Source organism: Blastococcus sp. SYSU DS0539 (genome assembly GCF_054050855.1).
Genome location: NZ_JBJHAF010000001.1, coordinates 90,648 through 103,345, shown reverse-complemented (window position 1 = coordinate 103,345; position 12,698 = coordinate 90,648). Strand labels below are relative to the sequence as shown.

The following is a 12,698-nucleotide window of genomic DNA, read 5'->3' as shown; positions in this document are numbered from 1 at the left end:
CTCCGGGTCCTGCCGGACTCCCCGAGCACGAGGAACACCCCCAGAGGGGTGGTCAGCCGGTGCTCCGGCCGACCTCGTAGAGCAACCGTCCGGCGCGCTCCTGCTCGTCCAGGTGGTCGGCGACGGCGCGGGCGACGTCGGGCTCGGCCGAGACCGCCACCAGCCGCGGCGAGTAGACGTCGAACCAGCAGCCGAAGCGCGCCAGCTCGTCCTGCAGCTCGGACGCCCGCTCGTCGCGCTCCAGGTCGGGCCAGTCGGGGAACCACACCCGGTAGGTGTGCCGGCCGGCGTCCCGCACCGGGCGCACCGCGACCAGCGGCCCCTCGGCGGAGGGCACCACCTCGACCTCGTCGCCGAGGTTCAGGTCGTAGGCGAACACCGGCACGGCGGCGACGACGGCCCGGCCCTCGCCGGACGGGTGCGCGCGCAGGCCCTCCCAGGCCGGCTCGCCGTCCCCCGCGGGGTAGACGGCCACCCACACCGTCTGCGGCGCGGTCGCGGCCTCCGGGTGGACCTCGACGGCGCCGTCCCGCCGGCGCTCGACCCGGCCGGGGTGCTCGAGGTAGCTGGTCGTCACCGCCCCAGCCTAGGGACGCCGGCGTCAGTGTCGGCCGTGGGCGGGGTCAGCCGTGGGCGGCGTCGGCCGCCGCCTCCTCCGGAGCGGAGGGCCGGGCGGTGCCGGGGCGCGGTCCGGTGTTCCGGCGGATCGAGATCGACGCGGCGGCGGCGAACATGCACAGCCCGCCGGCGAGGAACCAGGCCAGGTCGTAGGAGCCGGTGACGTCGCGGATCACGCCGCCGCCGAACGCAGCCGCAGCCGAGCCCAGCTGGTGGGAGGCGAAGATCCAGCCGAACACGACCGGGGCGCGGGCACCGAAGTGCTCCCGGCACAGCGCCAGCGTGGGGGGCACGGTGGCCACCCAGTCCAGGCCGTAGAACACGATGAACGCGATCATGCTGGCCTGCAGGTCGGCGCTGAACAGCGTCGGCAGCGCGAACAGCGACAGCCCGCGCAGCCCGTAGTAGGCCAGCAGCAGGACCCGCGGGTCGACCCGGTCGGTCAGCCAGCCGGAGAAGATCGTGCCGGCGATGTCGAAGAGCCCGACGACGGCCAGCAGCCCCGCCGCCGTGGTCACCGGCATGCCGTGGTCGTGGGCCGCCGGGATGAAGTGCGGCTGCACCAGCCCGTTGGTCGACATGCCGCAGATGAAGAAGCCCAGCGCCAGCAGCCAGAACGGCCGGCTGCGCGCCGCCTCCGCCAGGCCCCGCATCGCGACGCGGGCGGCGCCGGCGCGCACCGGCTCCGGGTCGTCGGCCGCCGTCCCGCCGTAGGGGGTGACGCCGACGTCGCGGGGCCGGTCGCGGAGCAGCCAGGCCACCAGCGGGAGGACGGCGAGCGCAGCCGCCGTCGTGCCCAGGGAGGCCGCCCGCCAGCCCCAGCCGGCGTCGATCCAGGCCACCAGCGGCAGGAAGACCAGCTGACCCGCCGCCCCGCCGGCGGTCAGGACGCCGGACACCAGCCCGCGCCGGGCCACGAACCACCGGCCCGTCACGGTGGCGACCAGCGACAGCGCCATCGAGCCGCTGCCCAGCCCGACGAGGACCCCCCACAGCAGGACGAGCTGCCAGCTGGTCGTCATGAACACGGTCAGGCCGCTGCCGAGCGCGACCACCAGCAGCGCGCCCATCACGACGCGGCGGATGCCGAACCGCTCCATGAGCGCCGCCGCGAACGGAGCCGTGAGCCCGTACAGCGCCATGTTGACGGCGACCGCGGCCGAGATGGTCGACACCGACCAGCCGAACTCCGACCGCAGCGGGTCGATCAGCACGCCGGGCACGGCGCGGAAGGCGGCCGCGCCGACGAGGGCCAGGAAGGTCACCGCCGCGACCCACCAGGCCGGGTGGATCCGGTGCGACGCGGCGGTGCGGGTGGGCGGGTCGAGCACGGTCACCGGGGCAGCATGACCCACGGCCCGGCCCCGCTCCCAGCCGCCGGACCGCCGGCCTCGGCAACGATCCCGCCGTTCCACGGCACGGGCGGGGTCTCACCCGATGTGACCTGACACTCCCTCCCGGTGGGACCACACGGCGGCCGGGTCTGGTTGAGTGGGGTGTACCGGCGCCGCCCTCGCTCATCCGGAGCGGCAGGAATCGACGTCGGGCTGAGGCTGCGCCACCTTGGTGCGCCCGGCTGACCGACGTCTCGCCGACGATGCGAGCCCGCCCTGCCGCCGTGCAGGTGCGCCGGCGCTCGCTCGACTGCGGTGGTCGCGCAGCCACTCGAGCGTCGAAGGACTCCATTGACCTCCACCCAGAACACCTCCTCCCCCTCCGACGGCGGCACGCGTCGCCGTCGTGGCGGACGCGGCCGCGGCACCCGCCCGGCCGGCGAGCAGCAGAACCAGCAGAGCCAGCAGCAGGCCCCGGCCACCGTGGCCGCGGCGCCCGTCGTCCCGGTCGGCGCCGACGCCACCGTGCTGCCGACCGACACCACGTTCGCCGCCCTCGGCGTTCCCGCCCCGCTCGTCGAGGTGCTGACCGCCAGCGGCATCACCTCCCCGTTCCCGATCCAGGTCGCCACGCTGCCGGACAGCCTCGGCGGCCAGGACGTGCTGGGCCGCGGCCGCACCGGCTCCGGCAAGACCCTGGCCTTCTCCCTCCCGCTGGTCGCCCGGCTGGCCGCCTCCACCAGCAAGCGGCAGCCCAAGCGGCCCCGCTCGCTGATCCTGGTCCCGACCCGCGAGCTGGCCAACCAGGTCGCCGCCGTCGTCGACCCGATGGCCCGCGCCCTGGGCATGAAGACGACGACGATCTTCGGCGGCGTCGGCCAGAACCCGCAGGTCCAGGCGCTGGCCGGTGGCCTCGACGTCGTCATCGCCTGCCCCGGCCGGCTCGAGGACCTGATCCAGCAGGGCCACTGCGACCTCGGCGCCATCGAGGTCACCATCCTCGACGAGGCCGACCACATGGCCGACCTGGGCTTCCTGCCCGGCGTCAAGCGGATCATGGACCGCACCCCGAAGGTCGGCCAGCGGATGCTCTTCTCCGCCACGCTGGACAACGGCGTCGACGTGCTGGTCAAGCGCTACCTGACCAACCCGACCACCCACTCGGTCGACCCCGCGGTGGCGCCGGTCAGCACCATGACCCACCACGTCTTCCGCGTGGACGCCGCGGACAAGGCCAAGGTCGTCCAGGAGCTGGCCTCGGGTCTGGGCCGCAGCGTGCTCTTCACCCGGACCAAGCACCAGGCCAAGAAGCTGGCCAAGCAGCTCACCGCGGCCGGCGTGCCGGCCGTGGACCTGCACGGCAACCTGAGCCAGAACGCCCGCGAGCGCAACCTCGAGGCCTTCAGCAGCGGTGCGTCCCGGGTCCTCTGCGCCACCGACATCGCCGCCCGCGGCATCCACGTCGACGACGTGGCGATCGTCGTGCACGTCGACCCGCCGACCGAGCACAAGGCCTACCTGCACCGCTCGGGCCGCACCGCCCGCGCCGGTGCCGAGGGCGCCGTCGTCACCATCGCCACGCCCGATCAGGCCGGCGAGGTCCGCACCCTGGCGCGGCAGGCCGGGATCACCCCCGAGGTGTCGGCCATCAAGCCCGGCGCCCGGGAGATCACCGCGCTGACCGGCCCGGCCGCTCCCTACGTGGAGCCGGCGCCGGTGGTGGAGCCCCAGCAGCAGGGCGGCGGCGGTCGCCGGCGCAGCGGCGGCTCCGGCCGCGACTCCTCCGGCGGTGCGGCGTCCTCGGGCGGCCGCAGCGGCTCCGGCCGCGGCGGCGCCTCGGGCTCCGGTCGCGCGAGCGGCCCGGCCCGCACCCGCGCCGAGCTCGCGGCGCGGGCCGGCTCGTCGTCGGCCGCCTCGTTCAGCAGCCGCTCCCGCCGCGGCAGCCGCTGACCTCTCCTCCCTCGCCGTCGAGCGTCCTCCCCCACCGTCCACGGTGCGGGAGGACGCTCGACGATCAGGTCACCTGATCCCGGCGCGGCAGGCGGGTGGGTCAGTTGCCGCTGGAGAAGGCGGCGTCGAAGGCCGCGGACGGCGGGTCGAAGGCCAGCCGGCGGACGAACTCCAGCGCCTCGGGCGCACCCACCAGCCGGTCCATCCCGGCGTCCTCCCACTCCACCGAGATCGGCCCGGCGTAGCCGATGGTGTTGAGCATCCGGAAGCACGCCTCCCACGGGACGTCGCCGTGCCCGGTGGAGACGAAGTCCCACCCGCGCCGCGGGTCGGCCCAGGGCAGGTGCGAGCCCATCCGGCCGTTGCGCCCGTTGCCGACCTGCTTCTTCGCGTCCTTGCAGTCGACGTGGTAGATCCGGTCCTTGAAGTCCCAGAGGAACCCCACCGGGTCGAGGTCCTGCCAGACGAAGTGCGACGGGTCCCAGTTGAGCCCGAACGCCTCCCGGTGCCCGATCGCCTCCAGGGTGCGCACCGTCGTCCAGTAGTCGTAGGCGATCTCCGACGGGTGCACCTCGTGCGCGAACCGCACGCCGACCTCGTCGAAGACGTCGAGGATCGGGTTCCAGCGGTCGGCGAAGTCGCGGTAGCCGTCCTCGATCATCGACTCGGGGACCGGCGGGAACATCGCCACGGTCTTCCAGATCTTGCTTCCGGTGAACCCGACGACGACGTCGACGCCGAGCTTCGCGGCCGCCCGGGCGGTCAGCTTCATCTCCTCCGCGGCCCGCTGCCGGACGCCCTCGGGGTCGCCGTCGCCCCACACGCGGGGGTGCACCATGCCACGGTGCCGCTCGTCGATCGGGTCGTCGCAGACGGCCTGGCCGTTGAGGTGGTTGGAGATCGCGAAGACCTTCAGGCCGTGCTTCTCCAGCAGGGCGAGCCGGTCGGCGACGTAGGAGTCGTCGTTCGCGGCGCGCTCGACGTCGAGGTGGTCGCCCCAGCAGGCGATCTCCAGGCCGTCGTAGCCCCATCCGGAGGCCAGCCGGCACATCTCCTCGAAGGGCAGGTCGGCCCACTGGCCGGTGAAGAGGGTGACGGGACGGGGCATCAGGCGGCTCCTCGCAGATAGGCGGTCATGAGGCGATCTCGGTCCAGGTGGAGCGGTCGGCAGCACTGCGCTCGACGGCGTCGAGCACCCGCTGGACCTGCAGGCCGTCGGCGAACGACGGCGCCGGGTCCTCGCCCGCCCCGATCGCGGTGATGAGGTCGACGACCTGGTGGGTGAAGCCGTGCTCGTAGCCGAGGCCGTGCCCGGCCGGCCACCAGGCACCGACGTAGGGGTGCTCCGGCTCGGTGACGATGATCCGGCGGAAGCCGGCGGTCTCGGCGGGCTCGCTGCCGTCGAAGAACTGCAGGACGTTCATGTCCTCGAAGTCGAAGGCCAGGCTGCCGGCCGAGCCGTTGATCTCGATCCGGATGCCGTTCTTGCGGCCCAGGGCGAACCGGGTCGCCTCGAAGACGCCGAGCGCTCCACCGCTGAACCGCCCGAGGAAGACCGCGGCGTCGTCGACGGTCACCTGGCCCGTCTCGGAGCCGCCGACCCCGCCCAGCTTCCCGGTCTCGGTCGGCAGGGGCCGCTCCGTCACGAAGGTCTCCAGCGTCGCGCTCACGCCGGTGAGCACCTGCCCGGTGATGTGCTGGGTCAGGTCGACGACGTGCGCCCCGATGTCGCCGAGCGCACCCGAGCCGGCCTTGTCCTTCTCCAGCCGCCACGACATGGGCGCGGCCGGGTCGGCGATCCAGTCCTGCAGGTACTGCGCGCGGACGTGCCGGATCTGCCCGAGCCGGCCGTCGGCGACGAGCTTCCGGGCCAGGCCGATCGCGGGCACCCGCCGGTAGGTGAAGCCGACCATCGACCGCACGCCGCGGGCGGCGGCCTTGGCGGCGGCCTCCGCCATCGCCTCGGCCTCCGCGACGGTGTTGGCCAGCGGCTTCTCGCACAGGACGTGCTTGCCGGCCTCGAGGGCGGCGATCGCGATCTCGGCGTGCGTGTCGCCGGGCGTGCAGACGTCGACGAGGTCGACGTCGTCCCGCTCGATCAGCCGCCGCCAGTCGGTCTCGGTGGCCGACCAGCCCAGCTTGCCGGCGGCCTCCGCGACCTTGGCGGCGTCCCGGCCGGCGAGCACGGTCAGCTCCGGCCGCAGCGGGAGGTCGAAGAAGTGGGGGGCGGTGCGCCACGCGTGCGAGTGCGCGGCACCCATGAACGCGTAGCCGACGAGGCCGACGCCGAGGGTGGGGGTCATGTGCTTCTCCCAGCGGGGGTGGGGCAGCAGGGGAACGCGCGCGCTCCCCTGCCGCCCCGTCGACGGATCAGGACTCGAAGGCGCGGTCGATGTAGTCCTCGACGTTCTCGGCCGTGACGACCGGGGCGTTGAGCACGATCTCCCGCGGCACCTCCGGCGAGATCAGGTCGGACATCGACTTGCCCTGCGCGATCAGCCGGGCCAGGCGGATGCCGTCGGCGGCCTGGGTGTGCGGGTAGATGACGGTCGCCTGCAGCACGGAGTCACCGGACTGGATCTCCCGCATGGCGTTCGCCGAGCCCGCGCCCCCGACCATGACGAACTCGTCGCGGCCGGCGTTCTCGATCGCGGCCAGGACACCGACGCCCTGGTCGTCGTCGTGGTTCCACAGGGCGTCGAGCTGGGGTGCGGCCTGCAGCAGGTTGGCCGCGGCCTCCTCGCCGCCCTCGACGGTGAAGTCCGCCGCGACCCGGTTGTCGACGTCGAGGCCGCAGTCGGCCAGCGCGTCGGCGAAGCCCTGGCTGCGCTCCTGGGTGAGCGGCAGCGAGTCGATGCCGGCGATCTCGGCGACGACGGCGTCGGGGTTGTCGCCCACCTGCTCGCAGATGTAGGTGCCGGCGGAGACGCCCATGCCGTAGTTGTCGCCCAGCACGGTGGCGCGGGCCGCGAACGGGCTGTTGAACTCTCGGTCGACGTTGATGACCGGGATGCCGGCCTCCATCGCCTGGAGCGCCACCGGCGTCATCGCGGCGCCGTCGAAGGGCAGCAGCACGATCGCGTCGACACCCTCGTTGATGAAGGTCTCCACCTGGCTGATCTGGGTGCTGACGTCGTTGGTGCCCTCGGCGATGATCAGGTCGATGTCCTCGTACTCGCCGGCCGCGTCCTGCGCCGCCTCGGAGATGCCGGCCATCCAGCCGTGGTCGGCGGCCGGGGCCGAGAAGCCGATCCGGACGGTCTCGCCGGTCTCGTCGTTGGAGCTGGCCGCGTTGGCGCCGGCGCCGCCGCCGCCCGAGCCCGAGCTCTCCGGCTCGTTGCTGGTGCAGCCGGCGACGAGCACGCCGGCGCCGGCCAGGGCGACCGCGGTGGACATCAGGCGACGGTAGGGGCGCTGCCTCGCTGCAGACATGTATCTCTCCTCGGTGTGCCTACTCCGGCGGGTCGCCGGCAGGTGCTGGTGGGTGGGACGGGTGGGCTGGTCAGGGGGTGGGGCCGGCGCCGGGCCGGTCTCCGCCGGGGGCGCCGGACACGCTCGAGCCGCCGGACACCGCGCCGGCCGGGGTGCCCCCGGCGACCGGGCCGCCGGACGACGACTCGCCGCCGGCCGACCTGCGGAACAACCGGCCGAACCCGCCCCCGCCTCCCTCGGCCAGCCGCATCTGCAGCAGGACGGCGACCACGATGATCACGCCGCGCGCGACCGCCTGGACCGAGCTGGACAGGTTGTTGAGCGTGAAGATGTTGCCGAGCGTGACGAAGATCAGCACGCCCAGGACGGTGCCGACGATCGTGCCGCGCCCACCGGTGAGCAGGGTGCCTCCGATCACGACGGCGGCGATCACCTCGAGTTCCAGCAGCGTGCCGTGGGTCGAGCTGCCGGTCGTCGTCCGCGCCATGAGCATCACCGCGGCGATGCCGCAGGTGATGCCGGAGAGCACGTAGAGCTTGAGGGTGTGCCACTGCACGCGGATGCCGGCCAGCCGGGCGGCCTCGGCGTTGCCGCCGACGGCGAAGGTGTGCCGGCCGAACGTCGTGCGGTTGAGCAGGATCCAGCCGCCGATCGACACCAGCGCCCAGATGATCACCAGCATCGGGACGCCCAGGACGTCGCCGCCGAAGAAGTCGAGGAAGCCGTCGTTCTGCACGATCTGGGTCCGGCGGTTGGCGATGATCTCGGCCAATCCCCGCGCCGCGGCGAGCATGGCCAGGGTGGCGATGAAGGCCACCAGCCGGCCGTACGCGATGACGACGCCGTTGACCAGGCCCGCTCCCGCACCCACCGCGATCGCCGTGAACACCATGACGATCCAGTGGAAGTCCCCGGCCATCTGCTGGGTGGCCAGCGTGGTCGCCCACACCGACGACAGGGCGACCAGCGCACCGACCGACAGGTCGATGCCGCCGCCGATGATCACGAAGGTCATGCCGATGCTGACCACGCCGACGACCGCGGCCAGCCGGAGGATGGTCAGGACGTTGTCGATGTCCACGAACCGTTCCGGCGCGGTGACCGCACCGACGACGCAGAGCAGGGCCAGGGCCACGACGAGGCCGACCAGGGGCCCCGCTGACCCGGCCATGAAGCCGGAGCGCTTCCCGTCGGCGCTCTCGGGCGCGCGGTCCTTCGCCGGCGCGGGTGCGCCCGCTCCCCCGGTCGTCGCGGTGCTGCCGGTCATGCCACGTCCCCTTCGTGCGGCTGTGCGGTGGCGTGCTGCCGGTCGCCGCGCGGGCGCGGGCCGGCCGTTCCCTCCATGACGAGGTCGAGCACGGCGTGCTCGTCGAGCGCGTCGGCCGGCTGCTCGGCGACGACCGATCCGTCGGAGATCACCAGCACCCGGTCGGCGAGGCCGAGGACCTCCGGGATCTCGCTGGAGACGACGACGACGGCGACCCCGCGGTCGGCCAGTTCGCGGATCAGCGCGTAGATCTCCGAGCGCGCCCCGACGTCCACACCGCGGGTCGGCTCGTCGAGGAGCAGGACCCGGCAGTCGCGCAGGAGCCAGCGGGCGAGCACGACCTTCTGCTGGTTGCCGCCCGACAGCGTCCGCACCTCACGGTCCACGTCGGCCGGCCGGACGTCGAGGGCCTGGACCTGCTCGCGCGCGGCGTCCTTCTCGGCGCTCCCGGAGAGGAAGCCGCCGCGGGCGAAGCGCGCCAGGCTGGCGATGCTGATGTTGCGGTAGACGGCGTCGCCCAGCAGCAGCGCCTGGCTCTTGCGCTCCTCGGGGGCCAGCCCCACCCCGGCGGCCACGGCGGCGGAGACGCTGCCCGGTCGCAGCCGCCGTCCGGCGACGGAGACCGTCCCCGCGGTGGCCCGGCGCGCACCGTAGATCGTCTCCAGGATCTCCGACCGCCCGGATCCCACGAGCCCGGCGAGCCCGACCACCTCGCCCGGCGCCACGTCGAACGAGACGCCGCGGAACTTCTCTCGCAGGCCCAGGCCCTGTACCGACAGGAGCGGCTCCGCCGCGCCGACCGCCCGGCGGTCGGGGAAGACGTACTCGATGTCCCGGCCGGTCATCAGCTCGATCACCTGGCGGGTCGGGGTGTCCTGCACCGGCAGCCCGGTGGCCACGGTGCGCCCGTCCTTGAGCACGGTGATCCGGTCACCGACCTGGCGGATCTCCTCCAGCCGGTGCGAGATGTAGACGACCGCTACGCCGTCCCGGGTCAGGTCGCGGATGACCTCGAACAGGTGCTGGACCTCTTCGTTGTCGAGGACGGCCGAGGGCTCGTCCATGACGATCAGCTTCGCGTCCTGGGACAGCGCCCGGGCGATGCTGACCATCTGCTGCGCCGCCGCGGGCAGCGAGCCGACCTCGGCGGTGGCGCGGATCTCCGGGTGACCGAGCCGGGCCAGCAACCGCCCGGCGGCCTCGTTCGCCGGCGCCGGCCGGGCGAGGCCGAACCGCGAGCGCTCGCGCCCCAAGAAGATGTTGTCGGCCACCGTCAGGCCGGCCACCAGGTCGAGCTCCTGGTAGATCGTGGCGATGCCCCGCGACATCGCCGCCTGGGGGTTGGTGAGGGCGACCTCTTCGCCGCGCCACTCGATCCGCCCGCCGTCGGGCTGGTGCGCACCGGCGAGCACCTTGATCAGCGTCGACTTCCCGGCGCCGTTCTGACCGAGCAGGCAGTGCACCTCGCCGGCCCGCACGTCGAGGTCGACGCCGTCGAGCGCGCGCACCCCCGGAAACGTCTTGACGATCCCGTGCATCGCCAGCAACGGCGCTCCCGCTGCGCCGTCGTGCCCCGCCGGTGCACCGGCCACTGCGCTCACCCCCGGCACTTTTGCTCACCGCTGACCATTAGTTCGTTGAGGCAGCAACTTATGTGCCGCGTCACAGGGGGTCAATAAGCTCGACGGCAGTTACCGAAACGAGACCGTCCACCCGCTCGCCCGGAGGGCGGCGAGGTCACCGCGCGAGGGACTTGACCGACTCCTCGTCGAGGAACTCCTCGATGGCCATGAGCGCAGCGCCGACCCGGCCGGAGAGGTCGGGGGCCTCGCTCACCGTGATCTCCAAGGCGCGGGCGGCCAGCGGCATCGACCGCCGGTAGACGGCCTCCCGGATCCCCGCGAGCAGCGGGACGCCGGCCTGGGCGACGCCGCCGGTCATGACGATGCGGTGCGGGTTGAAGAAGTTGACCAGCGCGGCGAGCACCGTGCCGATCGTGCGCCCGGCGCCGCGGACCAGCTCCAGCGCGACACCGTCCCCCTGGGCGGCCAGCCGCACGACCTCGCGGACCGTCCGGACCGGGAGCCCCGCGGCGAGGGCGTCGCGCAGCAGCGCACCCCCACCGGCGATGGCCTCCAGGCAGTTCTCCTGCCCGCACCGGCAGACGACGGTCCGCCCGTCGGGCTGCGCGACGTGGATGTGCCCGATGTCGCCGGCGCTGCCCTGGGCCCCCCGGTACACCCGCCCGTCGACGATCACGCCGCAGCCGATGCCGGTGCCCACCTTGACGACGAGCACGTCCTGCACCGAGCCGGCGACGCCGATCTCGCCGAGGGCCATCACGTTCACGTCGTTGTCGACGTAGACGGGGCACTCGTACCGCCCGAAGGCGCTGGGGATCGGGTGGTCGTGCCAGCCGGGCATGATCGGGGGGTGGGAGGGCCGCCCGGTCGAGAACTCGACCGGCCCGGGCACGCCGACCCCCACCGCGCACACGTCGGTCGCGGTGAGCCCCACCTCCTCCAGCACCTGCTGCGCCAGCCGGTCCACCTCGGCGAGCACGCGCGCCGGCCCGTCGGCGATGTCGATGGGGTGACCCACCGTCCCGAGGATCCGCGCGGAGAGGTCGGTGACGGCGACGTCGACGCTGGTCACGCCCAGGTCGACGGCGAGGACGCAGCCGGCGCGGCTGTTGAACCGCAGCAGCGTCGGCGGGCGGCCGCCGGTGCTCCAGCCGCGCCCACCCTCCTCGAGCAGGTTGGCGGCGATCAACTGGTCGACCCGCGCGCTCACCGTGTTGCGGGAGGCGCCGGTCAGCGCGACCAGGTCCGCCCGGCTCCGGGCGCGACCGGTCCGCACATGGCGCAGGAGCACGCCGGCCGACGCTGAGGTGGACGCCACGCGGCCATAGTGACACGCCGCAGCCGCCACCCCCGGGGACGTGACGCTCTCGCTCCACCCGGGCGGCCACGGTTCGCCGTCGACCCGTGGGGGCACTGGTCGGCCATGCTGGTTGAGCACTGCACCAGCACCGACGACCAGAGAGGTGCTCCCATGGGCCTGCCCATCACCCTGTCCGAGATCGCGCCGCGGATCTCCGCCGGCGCATTCATCCTCAACAGCGGCCTCGGCAAGCGCGGCGCCGACGAGGAGGCCGCGGCCGGCATGCACGGCTTCGCCGCCGGCACGTACCCGTTCCTCGGCCAGCTGCAGCCGCAGCAGTTCGCGAAGGCGCTGTCCACCGCCGAGATCGCCATCGGCGCCGCGCTGCTGACCCCGTTCGTGCCGACCGCCGTCGCCGGCGCCGCCCTCACCGCCTTCTCCGGCGGGCTGCTCGGGCTCTACCTCAAGACCCCCGGCATGCGGAAGGAGGGCAGCCTCGCCCCCACCGAGCAGGGGCTGTCCATCGCCAAGGACAGCTGGCTGCTCGGCATCGGCATCGGTCTGCTGGTGCGCGGAACCGTGGACCGCGAGCCGCGCCGGGTGCGCAAGGCGGCGAAGACGCTGGACAAGGCCAACAAGCGGGCGGCCAAGGCCCGCAAGCGCCTCACCGCCTGACCGGCTCCGGGGGCTCGTCCCCCGGCACGTGCACCAGGCCGACCAGCCGGCGCCGGCGCCCGTCGCCGGGCCGGTTGGCCAGCCGCGCCTGCAGGACCGCGCGCAGGTCGGCCACCAGCTCGCCGAACTCGGCCTCGGTGAGCCACAGCCCCACCTGCCGGTACCCGACCCCGTCGCGCACGAGGTCGGGCTCCCCGCGCTCCAGGTAGCGGTCGAAGTCCGCGAGCAGCGCCGCGACGAACGTGGTGAACGCCTGCCGGTGGTCGTCGGCCGTCATCGCCGCCAGGTCGTCGGCGGACACGTTGACCGCTCCGCTCACCAGCCGGTAGCTGCGCTCCGCGGCGCCGCGCACCTTCCGCTCCTCCGCCACCTCCAGCACCCCGGCGTCGGCCAGCACGCCGACGTGCCGGTAGAGCGTCGCCACCGGGACGTCGGCGAGCTCCGCCCGCAGCTGCCCGGTGGTGAGCGTCCGCTCGCCCAGGAACGCCTGCACCACCCGCAGCCGCACCGGGTGCAGCAGCAGGTCGACCGAGTTCACG

The 12,698-nt window shown here is 73.8% G+C and carries 11 protein-coding genes; 2 read left to right on the top strand and 9 right to left on the bottom strand.

Going from position 1 to position 12,698, the window contains the following annotated elements; genetic code table 11:
- Positions 1-52: 52 nt before the first annotated feature.
- Positions 53-577, bottom strand: coding sequence for a DUF4265 domain-containing protein (locus tag ACI790_RS00495; RefSeq protein ID WP_456567813.1), 525 nt, complete (start codon positions 575-577; stop codon positions 53-55).
- 46 nt (positions 578-623) lie between these two features.
- Positions 624-1,955 carry an MFS transporter gene (locus ACI790_RS00490; protein ID WP_456567812.1) on the bottom strand — a complete coding sequence of 444 codons (1,332 nt, stop codon included), beginning with the start codon at positions 1,953-1,955 and terminating at the stop codon, positions 624-626.
- A gap of 348 nt (positions 1,956-2,303) precedes the next feature.
- Here ACI790_RS00490 and ACI790_RS00485 point away from each other — a divergent pair, with 348 nt between their 5' ends.
- Entirely contained in the window at positions 2,304-3,902 is a 1,599-nt protein-coding gene (locus ACI790_RS00485) for a DEAD/DEAH box helicase (RefSeq protein WP_456567811.1), read from the top strand.
- A 100-nt stretch (positions 3,903-4,002) separates the two neighbouring features.
- On the opposite strand, the gene ACI790_RS00480 is transcribed toward ACI790_RS00485, so the two are convergent.
- The 6 genes from ACI790_RS00480 to ACI790_RS00455 form a co-directional block, all read right to left on the bottom strand.
- Positions 4,003-5,010 (bottom strand): sugar phosphate isomerase/epimerase family protein, encoded by a 1,008-nt coding sequence (locus tag ACI790_RS00480; RefSeq protein ID WP_456567810.1) that lies wholly within the window; start codon positions 5,008-5,010, stop codon positions 4,003-4,005.
- 25 nt (positions 5,011-5,035) lie between these two features.
- Positions 5,036-6,205: a Gfo/Idh/MocA family protein gene (locus ACI790_RS00475; RefSeq protein WP_456567809.1), complete on the bottom strand. Its 1,170-nt coding sequence runs from the start codon at positions 6,203-6,205 to the stop codon at positions 5,036-5,038.
- 67 nt (positions 6,206-6,272) lie between these two features.
- On the bottom strand, positions 6,273-7,298 hold the full coding sequence (locus ACI790_RS00470; RefSeq protein WP_456567808.1) for a substrate-binding domain-containing protein: 1,026 nt from the start codon (positions 7,296-7,298) through the stop codon (positions 6,273-6,275).
- A gap of 106 nt (positions 7,299-7,404) precedes the next feature.
- A complete protein-coding gene (locus ACI790_RS00465) occupies positions 7,405-8,601 on the bottom strand; it encodes an ABC transporter permease (protein WP_456567807.1) in 1,197 nt (398 codons plus the stop codon).
- The gene (locus ACI790_RS00460) at positions 8,598-10,202 is read right to left on the bottom strand and encodes a sugar ABC transporter ATP-binding protein (protein WP_456567806.1); all 1,605 of its coding nucleotides are present in this window, start codon (positions 10,200-10,202) and stop codon (positions 8,598-8,600) included. The genes ACI790_RS00465 and ACI790_RS00460 overlap by 4 nt, the downstream gene beginning before the upstream one ends.
- 136 nt (positions 10,203-10,338) lie before the next feature.
- The gene (locus ACI790_RS00455; protein ID WP_456567805.1) at positions 10,339-11,502 is read right to left on the bottom strand and encodes an ROK family protein; all 1,164 of its coding nucleotides are present in this window, start codon (positions 11,500-11,502) and stop codon (positions 10,339-10,341) included.
- Between the two features lie 153 nt (positions 11,503-11,655).
- Between ACI790_RS00455 and ACI790_RS00450 the strand changes: the two genes are divergently transcribed.
- Positions 11,656-12,159, top strand: coding sequence for a hypothetical protein (locus tag ACI790_RS00450; protein WP_456567804.1), 504 nt, complete (start codon positions 11,656-11,658; stop codon positions 12,157-12,159).
- Here ACI790_RS00450 and ACI790_RS00445 read toward each other — a convergent pair.
- Positions 12,149-12,697 carry a helix-turn-helix domain-containing protein gene (locus ACI790_RS00445; protein WP_456567803.1) on the bottom strand — a complete coding sequence of 183 codons (549 nt, stop codon included), beginning with the start codon at positions 12,695-12,697 and terminating at the stop codon, positions 12,149-12,151. The two genes, ACI790_RS00450 and ACI790_RS00445, sit on opposite strands and share 11 nt — an antisense overlap.
- Position 12,698 lies beyond the last annotated feature (1 nt).